This is a genomic window from Nocardia sp. NPDC087230 (assembly GCF_044744725.1).
GTDB lineage: Bacteria > Actinomycetota > Actinomycetes > Mycobacteriales > Mycobacteriaceae > Nocardia > Nocardia canadensis.
The window spans coordinates 505665-526469 of sequence record NZ_JBIUYV010000001.1 but is presented as its reverse complement, the minus strand read 5'-3'; the positions used below and the strand labels follow the sequence as shown (position 1 = coordinate 526469).

Genomic DNA, 20805 nt, shown 5'->3' with positions numbered 1-20805 from the left:
TCGGGGCCGGTTCCGGGAACTCGGCCCCGACCTCGTCGGGCGCGCTGGTGGCCTGCGTCAGCCGAGGCTGAACGGCTGCCCCCACAGGGTGACCCAGCTGATCACGTTGTCGGTCTCCACCTCGACGCTCACGAACGAGCGCGCCTGCGCGTACCCACCACAGCCCGACAGACCGATGGTCTCGTCAGCCCAGGTCACCGAGCCGCTGCCGCCCTTGAAGGCGTTGCGGGTCTTGTGGGACTCGTTGCCGTAGTCGTCGGGCTGTTCCAGATCGAGAACGTAGAAGGACTTGGACTGGCCGGGGCCGACGGTCAGTTCGCCGCCGGAGGTCACACCTCCGGAGGGATTGCCTTCCCAATCGCTTTCGCCCTCGGCGCCGCCGGCGGCCGCGCCACCGGCGATGTTCACCTGGCAGCCGACGGTGTAGCCGGGGAAGATCTTGCCGCCCCCGTCGCCGGAGACGGTCACCTGCGCGCTGCCGGAGACCCAGGCATTGCGATGGGCCGGTGTGGAGCCCAGCGACGGATTGATATTGGCCGATTCGTTGACCAGGCTGATGTCGACGACGGTGCCATCGGACAGAGTCTTGGTGATATGCCCGCCCGGCAGCGGAACGAAGGTGTCGGCATCGGCCGCACCGGTGGAGAACAAGCCCAGCGCCACAGTCGCCGCGGCCGTGATCCCGGCGGCGCGCGACATGCTCTTACGGTTGATCGTCACAGTTGACCCCTCGAGGGTGAATTCGTGTGCGGTAGCCAGATTTTCGGGTTCGGCCGCGATCAGCCGATGCTGAACGGCGCACCGTACAGCGTGGTCTTGGAGTAGTGGTCGCCGATGATCTCGACCACGGTGTACGACCGTGCCTGGGCGTAGCCGGCGCAGCCCTGAATCTGGATCTCCGCGTCCTGGTATTCCACCGAGTAGACACCGGGCTTGAGGATGTCCTTGGCATCGATCTGCACGAAGGCGACCTCGCCGGGGCCGAGATTGAGCCCGATCGAGCCACCGGCGCTCGGGCCGCTCGTGGACAGGCCGCCGGACAGGCCGGCGCCGACCGCGTCGTCACCGATGCTGATCTGGCAACCGACGATGTAGCCGTGGTTCAGATTCGATGCACCGTGTGTCGAGGAATTGTTGGAGCCGGGACGATTCGACGGACCGTTCCACGGGCCGACCTCGCCCTCCGGCGTTTCCTGCACATCGGCCCGCGCGTTGCCCGACACCCAGACGACGCGGCCCGCGCCGTTGGCGGCCAGCGACGGGGAGACCAGGGCGTGCTCGCCGGTCCGGCTGAGATGAACGCCGGGGCCGTGCTTCTCGCCGTCCGGCAACGGAACGAAGGTATCCGCATCGGCTGCACCGGCCGACAGCAGGCCGATCGTCACGGCCACTGCGGCGCCGGCGCCGACGGCGCCGCGGCGCACGCGGTTGGTGCGGTTCTCGCTCATACTTCCCCTCGAGGTGTACGCAAAATCGACCTCGACCGTCGAGGTCGATATCTGTGCTGCGCCCGGACCCAGCCCAGACGGGTCCGCGGACCGCGTCGCTGGCAACAGGGCAGATTCGCCCAGCCGGGAGGTGTATCGAGAAGCTGAAAAGCACGAAATTCGTGGTGATAACGACCACAACAGCAGTCATTTCGCCACAAACATAATGAGGGGACCCCGCAATGTCCAGCGCTATGCCATCGACGGCACAACACCACGGGCCGGTCGCAATCGCGACCGGCCCGTGGTGTTCGTGATCGAACAGATCAGCCCAGGCTGAACGGCTGACCCCACAGGGTCACCCAGCTGATGACGTTGTCGGTCTCGACCTCGACGCTCACGAAGGCACGAGCCTGCGCGTAGCCGCCGCAGCCGGTCAGGCCGATGGTCGAATCCGACCAGGTCACCGAGCCGGCGCCGTCCTTGAACTTGTTCGACTTGCCGTGCGACTCGCTGCCGTAGTCGTCGGCCTTCTCGATGTCGAGAATGTAGAACGACTTCGACTGGCCGGGGCCGAGCGAGAGCTCGCCGCCGGTGCCGACGCCACCGGAAGCGTTGCCCTCCCAGTCGCTTTCGACCGTCGCGTCGCCGGAGACACCGCCGCCGGCGATGTTCACCTGGCAACCCACGGTGTAGCCCGGGAAGATCTTGCCCGAGCCGCCGTCGGAGACGGTGACCTGCGCGCTACCGGAGACCCACGCGTTGCGGTGCACCGGGGTGGAGCCCATCGACGGGCTGATGTTGGCCGACTCGCCCACCAGGCTGATCTCGACGACGGTGCCGTCGGACAGGGTCTTGGTGATGTGGCCGCCCGGCAGGGGAACGAAGGTGTCGGCGTTGGCCGCGCCCGTGGAGAACAGGCCGACGGCCACGGTGGCCGCGGCGCTGACGCCCGCCATCCGCGCCATGAACTTACGGTTGATCATAGGAATGTCCCTCGAGGATTGAGTTCGCCGCAGCGAGAAGAAGATTCGTGCCGGTTCGAAAGACGTCAGCCGATGCTGAACGGCATGCCGTACAGGGTGGTCTTCGAGTAGTTGTCACCGATGATCTCGACCACGGTGTACGCCCGGGCCTGCGCGTAGCCGGCGCAGCCCTGGATCTCGATCTCCGCGTCCTGGTAATCGATCGCGTAGGTGCCGGCCTTCTGGATGTCCTTCGAGCTGATCTGCACGAACTTGACCTCGCCCGGGCCCAGGTTGACGCCGATCGAGCCGCCGGCGCTCACGCCACCGGTGCTCAGACCGCCGGAGACGCCGGCGCCGATCGCGTCGTCGGCGATGCTCACCTGGCAACCGACGATGTAGCCGGTGTTCAGCTGGGAGGTGCCGTGGGTGGAGGAGTTGTTGGAACCGGGGCGGCCCGACGGGCCGTTCCAGGGGCCGACCTCGCCCTCGGGGGTGTCGGCGACCTCGGCCAGCGCGGTGCCGGAGACCCAGACGACGCGTCCCGCGCCGTTGGCGGCCAGCGACGGCGAGATCAAAGCGTGCTCACCCGTGCGGGTGATGGTCACGCCGGCAGGGCTCACCTTCTGGCCGTCCGGCAACGGCACGAAGGTGTCGGCGTTGGCGGCACCGGTCGACAGCAGGCCGAAAGCCACGGCGGCCGCGGCAGCGCCGACGCCCGCGGCACGGGCGCCGCGGCGCACACCGGTGGTGCGGTTCTCGCTCATACTTCCCCTCATCAGTGTCTAACAGCCGATCTCGACTTTCGAGACCGGACGGGTGGACCTCACAGGCCCAGCTCAGTGTGTCGCCCCTTTGTTGCCGTTACGTAACCAACTGTTATTTCGACGATACGGCCGGGGCCGGTGTGGCGAACCCGAGCCAGGGTTCCACCGGGTGGTTCAACGCACAGAAGTGGGGTACTGCGGGGACCAATAGTTGATGGCTCGATGGCGAACATTAAACGCTGCGCCGTCGTTCCGGCAACGAAAGAGTTCGTAAATTTCATTGTGACACCCAGCACAGTTCCACACATGGTCACATGCTTTGAAGTGCATAAATGCATCCGAGATCCCGCGCGTCAACGGGGGTGGACCAGAAGTGGTTACTGGCGAGTTTCGAACACTCATACGACAAAGGACCACGCTTTCGCGTGGTCCCGGGGAATTGTCACCTGTTCGCAATCACACCGAAAACGACATTTCGGTGAGCGCCTATTACGTAGCGGCTACGTAGATAACGGTACGGTCACCCGTGGTGCGGTGGCACCTGCGAACGTAACCATTCGTCGTTATCCGAACGCCCGCCGCGCTCGTCGCCGGTGGTTTCGGGCAGCACGTCACCGAAGATGCGGGCCAGACGCGCGGCCTCGGCGGCCTTGCGGTGGAGGGCCTCCTGGTCCTGCGGCGACGTGCTGTCCGACGACGTCATCGTGTCCTCACTCGTCCAAACCGGAGAGCTCGTCGATCACCCGGCTCGCGAGCGGACCCAGCGTCGCCATGCCGTCGCGGATGGCGGAGCGGGTACCCGGCAGGTTCACGACCAGGGTGCTGCCGGAGATGCCCGCGACACCGCGCGACAGCCCAGCGTCCAGCGAACCCGCCACCCGGCCCGAGGCCCGCAGTGCCTCGGTGATGCCGGGCAGTTCCCGGTCGAGCACCTGCGCGGTGGCCTCGGGGGTGACATCGCGCGGCGACATACCGGTGCCACCGACCGAGATCACCAGGTCGACGCCGCCGATCACCGCGGTATTGAGCGCGTTGCGGATCTCGACCTCTTCCGCCTGCACCGTCACCGAGGCGTCGACGAGGAAGCCGGCCTCGCTGAGCAGTTCGGTGACGAGCGGGCCGAACGAATCCACGCCGCCATGCGCCGTCCGATCGTCGACGACAACAACCAGTGCACGCCCTGCCACGGGAGCATCGATGTCCATGCTCATCACCGTAGCGCCTACGCACGACAGCGCCGCGTTCGAACGCATCATCGGCCACCCTCCGCCGCCGCGCCGGTGAGGGTGACCTCGACCGTCTTGGCGTTGCCACCCTGCTCGTCGGTGTAGGTGAGCTCGACCTTGTCGCCCGGCTGATGCGAGCGCACCGCCGCGATCAGCGCGTCGCCGGAGTCGATCGGCCGATCGTCGAGCCGGGTGACGACCGCGCCCGCGGGCACGCCCGCCTTGGCGGCCGGACCGTCCGGGGTGACCTCGAGTACCCGGGCCGCGGTGTCCTGCGGCCGCAGCTTGATGCCGATCTGGGCATAGGTGGCGTGGCCGGTCTTGATCAGTTCGTCGGCGACCCGGCGGGCCTGATCCACCGGGATCGCGAAGCCGAGGCCGATCGATCCGCTCTGCGCGCCGCCCGCGGCCTCGCCGCCGAGGCTGGCGATGGCGGTGTTGATGCCGATCAGCTTGCCCTGACCGTCGACCAGCGCGCCGCCGGAGTTGCCCGGGTTGATCGCCGCGTCGGTCTGGATCGCGTCGATCACCGGGTTGACCTGGCTGGGGGTGCCCTCACCGCTGGTCGAGACCGGGCGGTTGAGCGCGGAGACGATGCCGGTGGTGACGGTGCCCGCCAGACCCAGCGGCGAGCCGATCGCGATCACCGGCTGACCGACCGCGAGGCCGTCGGAAGTGCCCAGTTCGATCGGGGTCAGCCCGCTCTTGCCGCTGACCTTGATGACGGCCAGATCCGAGACCGGATCGGCGCCGATCATGGTGGCGGGCGCGGTGCTGCCGTCGCTGAACACCACCTCCATCTTCGCCGAGGCGCCCGCGCCGGCGGCGACGTGGTTGTTGGTGAGGATCAGGCCGTCGGTGGACAACACGACGCCCGAGCCCTCCCCGGAGGCGCGCGCCCCGGCGACTTTGATCATCACGACGCTGGGCAGCACTCGCTGAGCTACCGCCTGGGTGGAGCCCGCGGGGGCGTTGGCGACGTTGTTGACCGCGGGTTTGGGAGCGTCGAGCGCGTTGGTCACCGGCGCTCGGTCCGAGCCGGTGGCCAGCACGCCGACCACACCGCCGACACCGCCGCTGACCAGCGCCAACGCCGTCGCCCCCGCGACGAGTCCGAGCCGCAGCGGCTTGCGCTGCGGCGCCTGCGCAGGCGCGGCGGCGAACGGGCCGGACTGCGTGCCGAACGGCGGCTGCCCCGGCGCCTGGTGGCCTTGCGGCGCGCCGTAAGCGGACACGCCCGGCAGCGGTGCCGTGCCGTGCGACTCGGCCGACCCGTAGGGCGGCTGTGCCGCGCCGTACGGCTGCTCGGCGCTGTGGGAGGGCGCGGCGCCGTACGGCTGCTCGGGAGCGTGGGGCGGCACCGGGCCGTAGGGATGGCCGCCGCCGGACTGTGCCTGGCCGGAGGCCGGTGCCGAGCCGGCGTGCTGGGCGGGGCCGGGGTACGGCGCCTGCTGCCCCGGATACGGTGCGCCGGCCGCGGGCCCCTGGTCCGCAGGCGCCGGGCCATGGCCCGGGAACCTCGCCTCGGCGGGATGATCCGCGCTGCCCGGTCCGGGGTCGGCGGGCTGGTCAGCAGGTCGCTGCTGGGGATCGTCGGTCATGGTGTCTGTCTCCTCACGCTTGCTGTCCAGCTTCGTGACGGGTACTGAGAGGCGGCTGAGATCGCCCCGTCAGTTCGCCGAGACTCCGCGGCCGATCACACCGAGCCGGGCTCGGCTTCGTCCGGGATCGCGGGGGCCTCACCGGGCAACACGATCCGGACCAGGGCGCCGCCGCGGTCGGAGGTGTCGATCGCGATCGTGCCACCGTGCTTGGTGACCACCTGCTTGACGATCGCCAGGCCCAGCCCGGATCCCGGCATCGAGCGCGAGGCCGTGGTCCGGTAGAAGCGCTCGAACACCAGCTCGCGTTCGCCGCTGGGGATGCCGGGACCGGCGTCGGCGACGGCCAGTTCGAGCAGCCCGGGTCCGGCCGGGCGCATGGTGATCCTGACCTCGGCGTCGCCGGGACTCCACTTGGCCGCGTTGTCGAGCACGTTGAGCACGGCGCGTTCCAGGCCCGCCTCGTGCCCGTAGACGAACCACGGGCGCAGTTCGGCGGTGAAGGTGATGCCGGTGCGCCTGCGCCGCGCACGCTCGAGCGCGCGCTCGGCCACCTCGCCGAGATCCACCCGCTCGTAGACGGTTTCGGGCGCGTCCTCGCGGGCCAGGTCGACCAGGTCGCCGACCAGCGTCGAGAGCTCCTCGATCTGGGCGACCACGTCCGCGCGCAGCTCGGCCATGTCCTCGTCGGGCAGCCGGGGCGCGCCCGGCCTGCCCGAGGCGATGAGCAGCTCCATATTGGTGCGCAGCGAGGTGAGCGGAGTGCGCAATTCGTGGCCGGCGTCGGCGACGAGCCTGCGCTGACGATCCCGGGATTCGGCCAGCGCCCGCAGCATCGTGTTGAAACTCTCGGTGAGCCTGGCCAGTTCGTCGTCACCGGTGACCGGGATCGGGGTGAGGTCGTCGGTGCGGGCGACCCGCTCGGTCGCGGCGGTCAGCCGGGCGATCGGGCGCAGGCCGGTGCGGCCCACCGCGGTGCCCGCCGCGGCGGCGAGCACGACGCCGCAGGCGCCGACAACGAACAGCAGCCACGCCAGCCGGTCGAGCACCTCCCGGGTGCGGTAGAGCTTCTGGGAGATGATCAGCGTCGCGCCGCTGTGCGTGCGCGCGGCGAGTACGCGCTGGTCACCGACGGTGCGCAGCGACGAGTTGATCTTGCCGTCGGCGACCGCGAGCTCCTGCGCGCCGACCGGCGGGATCGTCTGCTGCGGCGGCATGTACGGCTTGTGGTCGGCGTAGATCAGCGCGACGCCGACGTCATTGGAGAACAACCCGGCCAGCACGATCGACTGGAAGCCCAGCGTCTCGAAGTTGTTGTTGATCATCGTGGCCGCGCGGGCCTCGAGCTGGGCGTCGACGTCGGCGTAGAGCGCGCGCGCCACCATCGCGTAGGCCGCGATGGAGGTGACCGCGACGGCGATCAGCACCACCGAGGCGGCCAGCAACGTCACCCGCCAGCGCAGCGACACCGAGCGGGTAAGCGGCATGGGTGGGCGCATCTCCCCCGCGTCCGGCGGGAGTCGCAGGACGGCGACAGCGGGTTCCTTGGGTGCCATGGCGGCCGCCTACGGAGGGGTCTCGCGCAGCACGTACCCGACGCCGCGCACCGTGTGGATCAAGCGTTCCTCGCCGTCGGCCTCGGTCTTGCGCCGCAAATAGCCGATGTAGACCTCCAGCGCATTTCCCGAGGTGGGAAAGTCGTAGCCCCAGACCTCTTCGAGGATGCGGCCGCGGGTGAGCACGCGACGGGGATTGGCCATCAACATCTCGAGCAAGGAGAACTCGGTGCGGGTGAGGCTGATGGCGCGTTCGCCGCGCGAGACCTCTCTGGTCACCGGATCCAGCGACAGATCAGCGAACACCATCGCTTCCGATGCCTCGCCCGGGTCGGGTGCGCGCCTGCGCAGCAACGCGCGTAAACGCGCCAGCAATTCCTCCAACGCGAAAGGCTTCGGCAAATAATCGTCGGCGCCCGCGTCGAGGCCCGCCACCCGTTCGGAGACCGAATCGCGGGCGGTCAATACCAGAATCGGCAGATCGTCGCCGGTGCTGCGCAGCCGGCGGCACACTTCGAGCCCGTCCAGTCTGGGCATCATCACATCGAGAACCAGGGCATCGGGCCTGGCCGCGGTGACTTTCTCCAACGCGTCCATGCCGTCCACCGCCAGGTCGACGGTGTAGCCGTTGAAGCTCAGCGACCGACGCAGTGATTCCCGCACGGCGCGATCGTCGTCGACTACCAGAATGCGCATGTGCTCAGTTTGCCGTGATCGACTGAGAACGTACTGAGAGGGGCACGCCCCCGCGTGGCGGTCGCGATGTGCCAGCGCATATTCGGCGAATTGCAGACCGTGTGGTCCGGATTGCCGTTGACCACCCAGCCGGGTATCTTTCCTGCGGTAAAAGAAGACCTCCAGTTGGTTCTGCGCTCGCATCGCTCCGCGACCTCCCCGCGCGGGCCGGGGTCTCACGTGGAAGCAGAGGCAACGCACGCGGATGGAACCTGCATCGCGCTCCTGGCAATTCAGCCTGTCGAACTGGTCGGTTACGCGCAAGGTCGGTGTGGTGCTGGTGCTGCCGGTGATGCTGGCGACCACGTTCGCCGTGCTCCGGATCAACAACGAGCTGCAAATGATGACGCAGCTCAGTGCCGCCACCGAACAAGCCACCGTCATCCGCCCCGTCGTCAAATTCGCCACCGCCACCGAACAACTCGCGGTCGCGGCGACGGCCAACTGGGGTGCGATCGCCGACCCACAGACCGACGCGGCGCTCACCACCTACGACCAGGCGCTGGCCGAGGTACAGAGCGCCATGCGCTCGGCCCGGCTCTCGCCGACCATTCAGACCGAGCTCACCGCGGCCACCGCGACCGGCGCCACCCTGCGCAACACCGTGCGCGGCGGCTCCCCGGCGATGGTCGGTGAGCAGTCCGACGAGATCGCCGAGCGAATCGCCAACGCGCTCGCCCAGACCCCCAACGTCGAGGACTTCGTCGTCCAGCGCTACTTCCTGCAGCTGACCGCGCTGCACCAGGCGCGCCGGATCCTCACCCACCAGCGCCTGCTGGTCGTCTCCCCCGACGCGGGCCGCAGCCAGAGCGCCCGGGCGCGGATGCTGGTCGAGCTCGGCTCCGAGATGACCACGATCATGACCTACGCCATGATCATGCCGGAGAAGGCGGGCAGCAGGGCCGCGATGATGGACGCCGTCCAGACCAGGATGAGCGTGCTCAGCCAGAACAGCGGCGACCCGACCAGCAACGCCGCGGTCCTCAACACCCTGCAGGTCAGCGCCGACACCTACGCGTCGAGCCTGGCCACCCTGCTCGACAACATCGATCACACACTCGAGACGAACACCGCCAACGCCCAGACCGGCGCGCTGCGCGAGACCACCCTGGTGCTCGGCATGCTGCTGGCCGGCCTGGCGCTGGCCCTCGCGGTGGCCCGCACGCTGGTCGTCCCGGTGCGCAGGCTGCGGCGGGACGCGCTCGAGGTCGCGCACGTGAAGCTGCCCGACGAGCTCGCGGTCGTCCGCAGCGGTGGCGCGACCCCGGAGATCGCGCCGGTGGGCGTGCATTCCACCGACGAGATCGGCCAGCTCGCACGCGCCGTCGACGAGATCCACGAGCAGGCGCTGAATCTGGCCGCCGATCAGGCCCGGCTGCGGCTGCAGATCGGCAACATGTTCGAGACGCTGTCGCGGCGCAGCCAGTCGCTGGTCGAGCAGCAGCTCGCGCTCATCGAGGAACTCGAGCACGACGAGGACAACCCCTCGCGCCTGCAGACGCTGTTCCGGCTCGACCACCTCGCCACCCGCATGCGCCGCAACGGCGACAACCTGCTCGTGCTCGCCGGTACCGTGCTGCGCCGCGGTCACCTGCCGCCGGTGCCGCTGTCGGACATGCTCTGGAGCGCGGTCTCCCAGGTGGAGGACTACCAGCGGGTCGAGATCGGCAACGTGCCCGACGGTGTCGTCGCCGGTGAGTCCGCGGTCGACATCGAGCATCTGCTCGCCGAGCTCATCGACAACGCGCTGCGCTACTCCCCGCCGAGTACCTCGGTGGCGGTCATCGTCGGCCGCGCGGTCGACGGCGGCTACCTGATCGAGATCACCGACCGTGGTCTCGGCATGTCCGCCGACGACCTGCAGACGACCAACGACCGGCTCGCCTCCGGTGGTGAGGTCACCATCGAGACCGCCCGCCGGATGGGTCTTTTCGTCGTCGGCAGGCTCGCAAAGCGGCACACCATCACCGTCAGCCTGCGGCGCACCTCCACCCAGGCGCCGCAGCCGGGCATCACCGCGAGCGTGCACCTGCCCAGCGCGCTGGTCTCGCCGCCGCCCGCGGTGTCGGGTCCGCCGACCGGCCCCAACCCGATCGTGTCGACCGGCTCGCACGCCCTGGCACCCTCGGCCATCGGCCCGCACGCGCTGACCCCCGCCGACATCACCGGCCCCAACCCGATCCTGTCGCCGACCGGCCCGCAGCCGCTCGTGGTGCCGGTGCCGGCCGGCCCGAATCCGCTGGTGCCGACCGGCCCGAATCCGCTCGTGCCGACCGGCTTCGGTCCCGGCGGGGACGCCGAGCCGCCGTCGGTGCCGCTGACCGGTGCCGGACTGCCGCAGCGTCGTCCGCTCAACGGCCAGCCGCCCGAACCCGTCGAGCCCGAGCCCCAGGAGCCGACCGGGCTGTGGGCCGAGCACGAGCACGACACCGACGACCTGCCGGTCCCGGCGCCCGCCCCGGCGAGCGACTCGGCGACCAGGGCGATCGGACTACCGCAACGTGTTCCCGCCTCCGCGCTCAGCGAACTCACCGAGACGCGGCAGGTGCCCCGTCTGCCCGAGCCGGAACGAACGCCCGAGCCCGCGCCCGCGCCGGTCGCCGAGGCGGACCCGATGCCGACCACGAGTACCCGGCTGCAGCCGGTGCCCGGTGAGGCTCCGACCCCCATCTATCAGCGGATGGTCTCGGAATGGCTCGTCGAACCCGCTTCCGCCACTGCCGAATCCGGCGGCAACGGCGCATCATGGAGTTCCCCCGGAGACGCGGGCTGGTCGGCAGCGGCCAGCGCGGGCAATCCACCGACATCGTCGCGCACCGTCGGTGGCCTGCCGATCCGTAAACCGGGCGCTCAGTTGGTCCCCGGTGGTCTCGCCCCCGCCGAGGAGGCGGGTGCTCGCGATCCCGAGGAGATCCGCAACAACTTGACCAGACATCTCAGCGGCGTCCGCAGTGGCCGTGCCGAGATCCAGTACAACGACGGAGGCCTCGAATGAGCAACGCGCACCCCACGGACGAGAATCTGAATTGGCTGGTCGCCCGCTTCACCCGGGATGTGCCCGGCGTCTCGCACGCGGTGCTGGTGTCGGCGGACGGCCTGCTGCAGGCGACCAGCCCGCACCTGCCGTCGGATCGGGCCGAGCAGCTGGCCGCCGTGACGGCGGGGTTGGCCAGTCTATCGATGGGTGCGGCGCATCTGTTCGACGGCGGCAAGGTGATGCAATCGATCGTCGAGATGCAGCGCGGGTACCTGCTGGTGATGAGTGTCGGAAACGGCTCGCACCTGGCGGTTCTGGCCAACAAGAGCCACGACATCGGCCGCATCGGCTACGAGATGGCGTTGCTCGTCGACCGGGTGGGCTCGGCGGTCACCGCCACCGCCCGCTCCGCCGGCTGAGGTGAGATGTCGAGCCCGTACGGATCAGAAAACCGGCCGACGACCCGGGTCAGGCCCTACGCTCTGACCTCAGGCCGGACCGAGCCCGCGATCTCGCTGCCGCTGGAGGCAGTGGTGGAAACGGTCTCCTACACCGCACATATGGAATGGCCCGCAGGGGATCTGCGCACCGAAATCATGCGACTGGGCACACATCGGCTCTCGGTCGCGGAAATAGCTGCATACCTCGGACGCCCACTGGGTATGGTCCGGGTGATGATCGGCGATCTCGTAGTCGGCGGGATTCTTCGAGTGCATTCGACGCTGACCGAGCAGGCGAGCTATGACGAACGCCGATCACTGATGGAGAGGACTTTGCGTGGACTCCGTGGCCTCTGAGGGCATGCGCCCCCCGAACCCCGATCAGCGGGTCGCGTCGACCAAGATCGTCGTGGCCGGTGGATTCGGGGCGGGTAAGACGACTTTCGTCGGTGCGGTATCGGAGATCGTTCCGCTGCGCACCGAGGCGATGGTGACCCACTTCTCCGACGGGATCGACGATCTCGCCGAGACGCCGGAGAAGGAGACGACCACCGTCGCCATGGACTTCGGCCGCATCGTGCTGCCGGGCAACCTGGTGCTGTACCTGTTCGGCACCCCGGGCCAGAAGCGGTTCTGGTTCATGTGGGACGACCTGATCCGCGGCGCCATCGGCGCGGTGGTGCTGATCGACACCCGCAGGCTGGAGGACAGTTTCGCCGCGGTCGACTTCTTCGAGGCGCGCGGCCTGCCGTTCCTGATCGCGGTGAACCGCTTCCCGAATGCCCCGCGCTTCCCGATCGCCGAACTGCGCGAAGCGCTCTCGGTGCGCGAGGGCATCCCGATCGTCGACATCGACGCGCGCAACGCGGTCGAGGTCAGGCAGGCGCTGGCCGCGGTCACCGAGTACGCCATCGCGCAGCTCGAGCCGCAGCAGTTCGAGGAGGCCGGCCGGCGTGGTTGAGGTGCTCGCCGCGACCGGTGCGGAAACGTTCGGCCGCGGCACCGGCATCGCCTGGCTCGCGTTCGATCTGTCGATCCTGGGCGCGCTGGTGGCGTTCGCCTGTGTGCGGCACGCGAAGTACTCCCTGCGGTTCCGCCTGCTCTGGCTGACGATGGCGGCGGTCTCGCTCGGCGGAGTCGGACTGTGGCTGGCCAATTCGGTGGCGCTGCTCGGCATCACGGTGCACGACACCACGTTGCGGTACAACGCCGCGCTCGGCGCGGCGGCGGCGGCCACCGCGGTCGTCGGCGTGCTGGCCGGTCTGCTGATCGCGGGCCGGACCCCGCAGTTGCCGCGGCTGATCGTCGGCGGGCTGACGATGGGCCTCAGTGTCGGCCTGTCGACCTACCTGACCCTGGACGCGCTCGCGGTGCAGGGCACCGTGGACGAGTCGCTGGGCCTGATCGGCGTCGCTGTGCTGGCGTCGATGGCGCTGTGCATCGCGACCCTGTGGGCCTTCCAGGTCGTGCGGCTGGTCCTGGTGCGGGTCGCGGCCTCGACACTGTTCGCGCTCGGGGTCGCCGCGGTGTACTACACCGCGGTCGCCGCACTGGAGTTCACGATCGATCCGGGCAGCCGGACGCCGGGCGGCCTCACGCCGTTCGACCTGGTGTTCCCGATGTTCGTGCTCGGCGCGCTCGGTCTGACGGTGCCCATCACCGCGGTGCTGATCGCGCCGGATCGGCGAGACGCGGCCGAACGTCAGCGCGAGGCGCGCACCGTCACCGCCCGGTGACCAGCTAACGTCCGGTTTGTCGGAAAATTTGTGGACCAGCGCCCCGCTCGCGAAATCCCTCGCGGCGAGCCACATCCGGCCCGAAAACCGCCCCTGAAGTGGCGATGAGCGGGTTCTCCTTAACCGGAGAACCCGCCCTCCCGCACGAGAGTACATACCCGCCAAGGACTCCGCATCAGTCGCTGGGGAATTTTCCTGTGCCACAAAACAAACCAAGAGTCGGTTATGTGCCCGCCAGCAATCGCCGGGCAAGCCGTTAGCCCTGCTCACGCCAAGTGGCATGCGTCACATCGTTAACCGAGCGATTGCCCCGAACCCGCCCATAGGGCGCTGAACAGGCATAACGTCCTCACGGAAAGCCCCCTGGACAGCACCGGTCGAAGAACCGGTCGCGGACGGCGCGTTCGGCCCCCACCAGCGCCTTCAGCGGGTTATCGTCGGCCAGGGCGCATTCGTCTCGCCCAGCACATCCAAGGTTCGTTCGAAGGAGTTCGCATGGCCGTCAACGTGGTGCTCGACAAAGTTCTCGACAAGGCATACGAGAACAAGACGCTGAAGGAAATCCTCGCCGCGCCGCCGTCGGCCCTGGCCGGCCTGACCGAGGCGCACGACAAGCAGCTGCTCGAGGCCCTGAAGATCAAGACCATCGCCGATCTCGGCAGCAACAAGTTCTTCCAGCTCGCCGCGGCCCTGGCCGAACTGGCCGAGCGCGAGGGCTGAATCCCGGGCGGCCGACAACGGCCTGTCGGGATATTTCCCGGCAGGCCGTTGCTGTTGTCCGATCCCCGATCCGGGTTGTCCCCTCCGAACCAGCTCTCGAACTCCCCGTGCGGGCGGATCTAGATCCGCGACGGGTCGATCAGACCCTTCCGCACCGCCCCTACGATACGACGCGGCACCCGGTACTCGACACCCCCGACGGTGACCGGAACCAGCTGCGGAACGGCGGCTTTCCACTGCGAACGCCTGCTGCGGGTGTTGGACCGCGACATCCTGCGCTTCGGTACGGCCACGGCTCAGCCCTCCTTGCCCGCGCGCGAGCGCTTTCCGTACTTGCGCTCGAATTTCTCCACCCGGCCCTGGGTGTCGAGGTTGCGATGGGTGCCGGTCCAGAACGGATGCGAATCCGAGGTGACGTCGACCATCAGCAGCGGATAGGTGTTGCCGTCGGTCCACTCGACGGTGCGATCGCTGGTCGAGGTCGACCGGGTCAGGAACCGCTTGCCGGTGCTCGAATCCTCGAAGACCACCGGGTGGTAGTCGGGGTGGATACCCGCTTTCATGACGTTTCTCCTCTCTCGGTGCGCTCGCCCGCCGTGGCCGCGGCCTCGGACGGATCGGCGCAGGGGTCTTCGTGCCAGTCGCCGAAGGGGTCCTCCCACAACGCGACTCGTTCCGGCGCCCGGTCGACCAGCAGCAGCTCGTCGTCCTCGACCAGCGCCCAGTGCAGCGCGTGCCGGATCTCGGCCGGGTCGGCGTCGTGGGCCAGGATCACCAGCGACACATCGCGATCGCCGAACCGCTCGTCCCAGCGCAGCGCGGCCATCGCCCGGCGGTCGGGGTCGGCCGAGGCCTGTTCCTCGGCGTCCATCGCCGCGAGCCAGCGACCGGCGCCGCCCACGCGCAGACCACCACCCGCCGATTCCAGCCACACCACCTGGTCGGGCTGGGTGGCCAGCCAGACCCGGCCGCGCGCGGTGACCACGCCGTCGAACAGCACGTCCAGCGCGTCGTGCAGGCGGCCCGGATGGAACGGCCTGCGCGCGGCGAACTCGATGAGCGAGACGCCGCAGTCGGTGGTCAGCGGCGGCTGACCGCGCAGCAGCGGCGCGTGAGCGTCGAAGATCCGGCCGCGGCGCGCGTCGGCCGGGATTCGGGTCAGCAGCGCGCCGATCTCGACCGCGTCGAAGGCCGGGAGTTCGTCGAGCCAGGCGACCGGCGCGGCGGGCGCCAGCCTGCCGAGGACGGCGCCGAGCCGTTCGCGCTCGAGCGCGTCGACCTCGGTGGCCAGCACCACCAGCGCGTCGGCGAAGTCGACCTGACCGACGGCCACCTGCGCGACGGTGCGCTCGTCGTCGGCCGCGGCGAGCCCGCGGTCGGCCAGCACCTCGTCGCCGGTGGCGTCGGCGAGCCACTGCTGTCCGTCCAGGCAGGTCAGGGTGGCCTCGATCCGCACGTTGCGGCTCGCGGGACCGTCGACCCGGTCCGCCACTCCGGTCACCTCGACCGTGTCGATCGCGTGGCACAGCGCCTCGGCCTCGATGGCCGGGTCGAGCGCGAGCACGATGCGACGCACGTGCGCGCGGGCGGCGAGCGTGCACAGCATCGGCAGCAGATCGGCGCGCAGCGTGCACGAGACGCAGCCGTGCGCGAGTTCCAGCACGGTGGTCGTGACGGTGCCCGCGGTGCGCACCGTGCGCCGCACGACGCCTTCGCGCAGGTCGGCGAGGTCGTGGTGCACCACCACCGTGCCCGCGTCCGCGCTCAGTGTCGCCGCGATGTGCTCGACGCCGGTCATGGCAGGTCCGGAGAAGCCGGCCAACAGCACGACGGGCGTTCTCCGGTCGGACTGGTCCAGCACCCGATACCCCTTTCGATAACGATTTTCATTTACGTTACCCCAACGGTACAGTGCGGAATAACTGTTGTCGAAAATGGTTGTCATCTCCATGGAGGGAGGTCGCATGTCGGCCCACTGCCAGGTCACCGGACGCAAGCCCGGCTTCGGAAAAGCCGTCTCGCATTCACACCGGCGCACCAACCGGCGCTGGAACCCCAACATCCAGCGCAAGACCTACTACCTGCCCAGCGAGGGCCGCCGCATCACGCTGACGGTCTCCGCCAAGGGCATCAAGACCATCGACCGGGACGGGATCGAGGCCGTGGTGGCCCGCATCCGTGCCCGGGGCGACAAGATTTAGGAGCACCCATGGCCTCGAAGTCGACCGATATCCGACCCATCGTCAAACTCAAGTCCACCGCGGGTACCGGCTTCACCTACGTCACCCGCAAGAACCGCCGCAACGACCCCGACCGGCTGGTCCTGCGCAAATACGACCCCGTCGTGCGCAAGCACGTCGACTTCCGCGAGGAGCGCTGACGCTCCCCTGAGCTCAGGGGCCGGAAGCGGCAGCGCAGCGTAACCAGGTAGGCCCAGGGAAGGGAGCCGATAGATATGGCGAAGAAGTCCAAGATCGCCCGCAACGAGCAGCGCCGCGCGATCGTCGAGCGCTACGCCGCCCGGCGCGCCGAGCTCAAGGAGCTCATCCGCAAGCCGGGAACCGGCGACGCCGAGCGCGCCGCCGCGCAGGCCGAACTGCGCAACCAGCCCCGCGATGCCAGTCCGGTACGATTGCGCAATCGGGATGCAGCCGATGGCCGGCCACGCGGCCATCTCCGGAAGTTCGGCCTCTCCCGTGTTCGTGTGCGCGAGATGGCCCACCGGGGCGAGCTCCCTGGGGTCCACAAATCGAGCTGGTAGACACCCACTGATCTCGTGAGAAGGAACATCGCATGGCAGTGAAGCGAGCACCGTCCAAGAAGGCACGCGCCGAGCAGGGCCGTAAGCCGAAGAAGAACCCGTTGATCGCCGCGGGCATCGAAGTCGTCGACTACAAAGACGTCAACCTGCTGCGCACCTTCATCTCCGATCGCGGCAAGATCCGCAGCCGCCGGGTGACCGGCCTGACCCCGCAGCAGCAGCGTCAGGTCGCCGTCGCGGTGAAGAACGCGCGCGAGATGGCGCTGCTGCCCTTCACCACCACCAAGTAGGTCCACGCGCGAGAGTGGCCCCGAAGCTGTTGCCTCGGGGCCACTGTCGTTGTGCGGGGCGAAGAACGCCGCGACTAGATCATCACGGGATGGTGAGGACCTGGCCCGCGTTGATCAGATCCGGGTTGTCGATGCCGGAGGCGGCGGCGATCTCCTGGTAGCGGTTGCCGTCACCGTAGAAGCGCTCGGAGATGGCCCACAGGGTGTCGCCCGGCTCGACCGTGTAGGTCTGCGCGGCCGGCGGCGGCGGGACCTCTTCGGCGATCGGGGCGGCGGCGACCGGCTCCGGCTCGGGAGCCGGGGCGGGCAGCGGGTTGTCGGTGTTGGTGGCGGTGGCCCACGCGACCGAGTCGTCGGTGCCGTAGAGCACGACGTTGCGGTCGGGCTGCACGACCAGACGCTCGACGTTCTTGCCACTGGTGTCGGTGGCCCAGACGCGCGAGCCGTCACCCTTGTAGATGACGAAATCGCCGTCGTGCTGCAGGGCCGCGCGCTGCACGTCCTGCCCATGAGTCTGTGCGGCCCACACGACGTTGCCGTCGGGCTCGGTCAGCACGAGGTTGCCGTCCGGCTGCAGGGCCAGGGTGTACGCACCGCCGGTCAGGGACTGTCCCAGTCCCAGTTCTTCGCCTACGCGCAGCGTGTCGCCCACGTTCGTCCTTTCGAAGATCCAGTTGCAGAGCATCCAACAGAAGATGCTCGCCGTATGCCACGGCGTCGCATCGCAAGCGAATGTAGTCCCCACCGAGCCGAAATGGGTGAGTTACGCGCAGGGTTCGCGGAAAGTTCACTGTGAGGAGTACCGCATCTAGAATGCCGCACCGACCCGCTCGAGCCCGCGCGCCACGCCGACTAGGCTCGCGTCATGCGAACGACCTCGCGTTTCACCGCCGCCACGGCCGCCCTGGCCGTGCTGCTGAGCCCGCTCACCGCCTGCTCGGACTCCGATGACGCTGCGCCCCAATCTCATTCGACGACCACGAGCGTCCGGCCGGAGGACGGCAACGCGAGCCTCGGCCATCGCTTCACCCCCGACCCCACCATCGTCAACCCCCACTCGCTGCCCTTCACCTCGTGGACGCGCCTGAGCGACAACACGATCGGCGTCAACTTCCAGACCGGCAACCCCGAGTGCTACGGCGTCGACGTCACCGTCACCGAGTCGGCCACCGCCGTGACGGTCGCCCTGCGCGCGGGCACCCGCGCCGACGCGGTCGGCAAGATGTGCACCATGAACGCCGTCTTCGGCACCGTGGAGATCGTTCTGGCCGCGCCGCTGGGCAGCCGCCAGGTGGTCGACGCCGGATAGCGAAAACGGGTGCCGCACCGAGGGATTCGGTACGGCACCCGTTCGGGTCCGGCGGTGACTCAGTGCGCGAAGTGGCGCGCTCCGGTCAGGTACAGGGTCACACCGGCTTCCTTGCAGAGCTCGACGGTGTCCTTGTCGCGGATCGAACCACCCGGGTGCACGATCGCGCGCACGCCCGCGGCCACCAGGATCTGCGGGCCGTCGGAGAACGGGAAGAACGCGTCGGAGGCGGCGACCGAACCCTTGGCCCGCTCACCGGCCCGCTCGACGGCCAGTTTGCACGAGTCGACCCGGTTGACCTGCCCCATGCCGACACCGACGGCGGCACCGTCGTCGGCCAGCAGGATCGCGTTCGACTTCACGGCCCGGCAAGCGCGCCAAGCGAATTCGAGGTCGGCCAGGGTGGTGGCGTCGGCCGGGTCGCCCGCAGCCAGGGTCCAGTTGGCCGGGTCGTCGCCCGCGGCGTCGAGAATGTCGCGGTCCTGCAGCAGCGCGCCGCCGCTGATCGGACGCAGCTCCACGCCCTTGCGCCGCGGCGGCTCGGCCACCAGCACGCGCACGTTCTTCTTGCGCTGCAGCACCTCGACCGCGCCGGGCGCGTAACCGGGGGCCACGATCACCTCGGTGAAGATCTCGGCGACCTGCTCGGCCATCTCCACGCTGACCTCGCGGTTGGCCGCGATCACGCCGCCGTAGGCGCTGACCGGGTCGGTGGCGTGGGCCTTGCGGTGCGCCTCGGCGATGTCGGCGCCCACGGCGATGCCGCACGGGTTGGCGTGCTTGATCACCGCGACGGCGGGCTCGTCGAAGTCGTAGGCGGCGCGCCAGGCGGCGTCACCGTCGGTGTAGTTGTTGTACGACATCTCCTTGCCGTGCAGCTGCTCGGCCTGGGCGATGCCGACCGTGCCGTCGTTGCTGGTGTACAGCGCGGCGGCCTGGTGCGGGTTCTCGCCGTAGCGCAGCACCGCGGCGCGCTCCCACGAGCCGGCGACCCAGCCCGGGAACTGCTCGGTCTCGGGCTGCACGGCGGGCACGGCGACCGAGCCCATCCAGCTCGCGACGGCGACGTCGTAGCTCGCGGTGTGCTGGAAGGCCTTGGCGGCCAGTCCGGTCCGCTCGGCGAGGGTGAAGCCGCCCGACTTCACGGCGGCGAGCACGTCGTCGTAGTCGTTGACGTCGACGACCACGCCGACCGACGGGTGGTTCTTGGCGGCGGCACGCACCATCGACGGCCCGCCGATGTCGATCTGCTCGACGCACTCGTCGATGCTCGCGCCGCTGGCCACGGTCTGGGTGAACGGGTAGAGGTTCACCACCACCAGCTGGAAGGCCTCCACGCCCAGCTCGGCGAGCTGGTCGACGTGCTCCGCGCGGCGGGTGTCGGCCAGGATGCCCGCGTGCACCCGGGGGTGCAGCGTCTTGACCCGGCCGTCGAGGGTCTCCGGGAAACCGGTCAGGTCCTCGACCTTGGTGACCGGAATGCCCGCCTCGGCGATCTTGCCCGCGGTCGAACCGGTCGACACCAGCTCCACGCCCGCGGCGTGCAGTCCGGTGGCCAGCTCGATGAGCCCGGTCTTGTCGTAGACGCTCACCAGCGCCCTGCGGATCGCCTTACGTTCACTCACCGGCGTGCTCGCTCATCTGGAATTTCTGCCTTTCGTCCGTCGGAGACAATGCCTCGGGTCGCGACAGCGGCGATGACCTCCGCCAGCAACCGTCGCTCGACAACCTTGATGCGCTCGTGCAGGGCGGCCTCGTCGTCGCCGGGCAGCACGTCGACCGCCTCCTGCGCGAGGATCGGGCCGGTGTCGACGCCACCGTCGACCAGGTGCACCGTGCAGCCGGTGACCTTGGCGCCGTAGGCGAGCGCGTCACGCACCCCGTGCGCGCCGGGGAACGACGGCAGCAGCGCGGGGTGGGTGTTGATGAACCGGCCGCCGAAACGTTCGAGGAACGCGGGACCGACGATCTTCATGAAGCCGGCGGAGACGACCAGGTCGGGCTGGAAGGCGTCGACGGCGTCGGTCAGCGCGCGATCCCAGGCGGCCCGGTCGTCGAAATCCCGCACCGCGACCCGGAAGTGCTCGATCCCCGCGGTCTCGGCGTGTTCGGTGGCCTGGCACACCCGGTCGACGCCGACCGCGACGATCTCGGCGGGATAGCCGGGCTCGCGCGCGGCGGCCAGCAGCGCGTTGAGCAGCGAGCCGGTGCCCGAGGCGAGGACGACGACGGTGGCCGGTGTCCCTGCGGGCTTCCACTGGGCAAACGAGGACGTCAGCGCTCTACTCCTGCGTG

At 69.3% G+C, this 20805-nt stretch carries 26 protein-coding genes; 11 read left to right on the top strand and 15 right to left on the bottom strand.

The annotated features are described in order from the left end of the window. Positions 1–57 precede the first annotated feature (57 nt). The 9 genes from ACIO52_RS02405 to ACIO52_RS02365 all read right to left on the bottom strand — a co-directional run bounded on the left by ACIO52_RS02405 (position 58) and on the right by ACIO52_RS02365 (position 8238). Positions 58–699 carry an MspA family porin gene (locus ACIO52_RS02405; RefSeq protein ID WP_402642130.1) on the bottom strand — a complete coding sequence of 214 codons (642 nt, stop codon included), beginning with the start codon at positions 697–699 and terminating at the stop codon, positions 58–60. Positions 700–779: 80 nt separating this feature from the next. Beyond that, the gene (locus tag ACIO52_RS02400; RefSeq protein ID WP_218721725.1) at positions 780–1448 is read right to left on the bottom strand and encodes an MspA family porin; all 669 of its coding nucleotides are present in this window, start codon (positions 1446–1448) and stop codon (positions 780–782) included. A gap of 305 nt (positions 1449–1753) precedes the next feature. Further along, positions 1754–2413, bottom strand: a complete 660-nt coding sequence (locus ACIO52_RS02395) for an MspA family porin (protein ID WP_218721724.1) — start codon at positions 2411–2413, stop codon at positions 1754–1756. Between the two features lie 65 nt (positions 2414–2478). Beyond that, positions 2479–3159, bottom strand: a complete 681-nt coding sequence (locus ACIO52_RS02390; protein ID WP_218721722.1) for an MspA family porin — start codon at positions 3157–3159, stop codon at positions 2479–2481. Positions 3160–3679: 520 nt separating this feature from the next. Then, positions 3680–3862, bottom strand: coding sequence for a hypothetical protein (locus ACIO52_RS02385; protein ID WP_402640894.1), 183 nt, complete (start codon positions 3860–3862; stop codon positions 3680–3682). A 7-nt stretch (positions 3863–3869) separates the two neighbouring features. Beyond that, complete coding sequence (locus tag ACIO52_RS02380) at positions 3870–4412, bottom strand: molybdenum cofactor biosynthesis protein B (protein ID WP_218721718.1); 543 nt, start codon at positions 4410–4412, stop codon at positions 3870–3872. Then, entirely contained in the window at positions 4412–5986 is a 1575-nt protein-coding gene (locus ACIO52_RS02375) for a trypsin-like peptidase domain-containing protein (protein ID WP_402640891.1), read from the bottom strand. The genes ACIO52_RS02380 and ACIO52_RS02375 overlap by 1 nt, the downstream gene beginning before the upstream one ends. Positions 5987–6081: 95 nt before the next feature. Then, complete coding sequence (locus ACIO52_RS02370) at positions 6082–7542, bottom strand: HAMP domain-containing sensor histidine kinase (protein WP_218717090.1); 1461 nt, start codon at positions 7540–7542, stop codon at positions 6082–6084. A 9-nt stretch (positions 7543–7551) separates the two neighbouring features. Next, positions 7552–8238 carry a response regulator transcription factor gene (locus tag ACIO52_RS02365; RefSeq protein WP_189025881.1) on the bottom strand — a complete coding sequence of 229 codons (687 nt, stop codon included), beginning with the start codon at positions 8236–8238 and terminating at the stop codon, positions 7552–7554. Positions 8239–8482: 244 nt separating this feature from the next. Here ACIO52_RS02365 and ACIO52_RS02360 point away from each other — a divergent pair, with 244 nt between their 5' ends. The 6 genes from ACIO52_RS02360 to ACIO52_RS02335 all read left to right on the top strand — a co-directional run bounded on the left by ACIO52_RS02360 (position 8483) and on the right by ACIO52_RS02335 (position 14150). Then, a complete protein-coding gene (locus tag ACIO52_RS02360) occupies positions 8483–11272 on the top strand; it encodes an ATP-binding protein (protein ID WP_402640888.1) in 2790 nt (929 codons plus the stop codon). Next, positions 11269–11673 carry a roadblock/LC7 domain-containing protein gene (locus ACIO52_RS02355; protein WP_019049250.1) on the top strand — a complete coding sequence of 135 codons (405 nt, stop codon included), beginning with the start codon at positions 11269–11271 and terminating at the stop codon, positions 11671–11673. The genes ACIO52_RS02360 and ACIO52_RS02355 overlap by 4 nt, the downstream gene beginning before the upstream one ends. A gap of 6 nt (positions 11674–11679) precedes the next feature. Continuing rightward, positions 11680–12051 carry a DUF742 domain-containing protein gene (locus ACIO52_RS02350; RefSeq protein ID WP_218717092.1) on the top strand — a complete coding sequence of 124 codons (372 nt, stop codon included), beginning with the start codon at positions 11680–11682 and terminating at the stop codon, positions 12049–12051. Positions 12052–12055: 4 nt separating this feature from the next. After that, positions 12056–12655, top strand: coding sequence for an ATP/GTP-binding protein (locus ACIO52_RS02345; RefSeq protein ID WP_218717093.1), 600 nt, complete (start codon positions 12056–12058; stop codon positions 12653–12655). Beyond that, positions 12648–13430 carry a hypothetical protein gene (locus ACIO52_RS02340; protein ID WP_316576099.1) on the top strand — a complete coding sequence of 261 codons (783 nt, stop codon included), beginning with the start codon at positions 12648–12650 and terminating at the stop codon, positions 13428–13430. The genes ACIO52_RS02345 and ACIO52_RS02340 overlap by 8 nt, the downstream gene beginning before the upstream one ends. A gap of 495 nt (positions 13431–13925) precedes the next feature. Continuing rightward, positions 13926–14150 carry a hypothetical protein gene (locus ACIO52_RS02335; RefSeq protein WP_218717095.1) on the top strand — a complete coding sequence of 75 codons (225 nt, stop codon included), beginning with the start codon at positions 13926–13928 and terminating at the stop codon, positions 14148–14150. A gap of 119 nt (positions 14151–14269) precedes the next feature. Here the strand turns inward: ACIO52_RS02335 and rpmF are convergent, their stop codons facing one another. Genes rpmF through mrf form a run of 3 tightly spaced genes read right to left on the bottom strand, consistent with a single transcriptional unit; the run spans position 14270 to position 16011 of the window. Next, entirely contained in the window at positions 14270–14443 is a 174-nt protein-coding gene (gene rpmF / locus ACIO52_RS02330; RefSeq protein WP_316576100.1) for a 50S ribosomal protein L32, read from the bottom strand. Between the two features lie 3 nt (positions 14444–14446). After that, entirely contained in the window at positions 14447–14713 is a 267-nt protein-coding gene (locus ACIO52_RS02325; RefSeq protein WP_218717097.1) for a type B 50S ribosomal protein L31, read from the bottom strand. Then, positions 14710–16011 (bottom strand): ribosome hibernation factor-recruiting GTPase MRF, encoded by a 1302-nt coding sequence (gene mrf / locus ACIO52_RS02320; protein ID WP_402640880.1) that lies wholly within the window; start codon positions 16009–16011, stop codon positions 14710–14712. The genes ACIO52_RS02325 and mrf overlap by 4 nt, the downstream gene beginning before the upstream one ends. 103 nt (positions 16012–16114) lie before the next feature. On the opposite strand from mrf, the gene rpmB reads away from it, so the two are divergent. The 4 genes from rpmB (at position 16115) to rpsR (ending at position 17201) form a co-directional block, all read left to right on the top strand. Then, positions 16115–16351 (top strand): 50S ribosomal protein L28, encoded by a 237-nt coding sequence (gene rpmB / locus ACIO52_RS02315; protein ID WP_019049258.1) that lies wholly within the window; start codon positions 16115–16117, stop codon positions 16349–16351. Positions 16352–16359: 8 nt separating this feature from the next. Next, a complete protein-coding gene (rpmG, locus tag ACIO52_RS02310) occupies positions 16360–16530 on the top strand; it encodes a 50S ribosomal protein L33 (RefSeq protein WP_068914580.1) in 171 nt (56 codons plus the stop codon). A 75-nt stretch (positions 16531–16605) separates the two neighbouring features. Then, positions 16606–16911, top strand: coding sequence for a 30S ribosomal protein S14 (gene rpsN, locus ACIO52_RS02305; RefSeq protein ID WP_189025864.1), 306 nt, complete (start codon positions 16606–16608; stop codon positions 16909–16911). A gap of 32 nt (positions 16912–16943) precedes the next feature. Continuing rightward, complete coding sequence (gene rpsR / locus ACIO52_RS02300; RefSeq protein ID WP_189025862.1) at positions 16944–17201, top strand: 30S ribosomal protein S18; 258 nt, start codon at positions 16944–16946, stop codon at positions 17199–17201. A gap of 82 nt (positions 17202–17283) precedes the next feature. Here rpsR and ACIO52_RS02295 read toward each other — a convergent pair whose 3' ends face one another. Beyond that, on the bottom strand, positions 17284–17853 hold the full coding sequence (locus ACIO52_RS02295; RefSeq protein WP_218717099.1) for a LysM peptidoglycan-binding domain-containing protein: 570 nt from the start codon (positions 17851–17853) through the stop codon (positions 17284–17286). A 213-nt stretch (positions 17854–18066) separates the two neighbouring features. Between ACIO52_RS02295 and ACIO52_RS02290 the strand changes: the two genes are divergently transcribed. After that, complete coding sequence (locus ACIO52_RS02290) at positions 18067–18510, top strand: hypothetical protein (RefSeq protein ID WP_342801787.1); 444 nt, start codon at positions 18067–18069, stop codon at positions 18508–18510. Between the two features lie 59 nt (positions 18511–18569). On the opposite strand, the gene purH is transcribed toward ACIO52_RS02290, so the two are convergent. Then, the gene (gene purH / locus ACIO52_RS02285) at positions 18570–20135 is read right to left on the bottom strand and encodes a bifunctional phosphoribosylaminoimidazolecarboxamide formyltransferase/IMP cyclohydrolase (RefSeq protein WP_218717101.1); all 1566 of its coding nucleotides are present in this window, start codon (positions 20133–20135) and stop codon (positions 18570–18572) included. Next, positions 20132–20788: a phosphoribosylglycinamide formyltransferase gene (gene purN, locus ACIO52_RS02280; RefSeq protein ID WP_218717119.1), complete on the bottom strand. Its 657-nt coding sequence runs from the start codon at positions 20786–20788 to the stop codon at positions 20132–20134. Before purN ends, purH begins: the two co-directional genes overlap by 4 nt. Between the last annotated feature and the right edge of the window lie 17 nt (positions 20789–20805).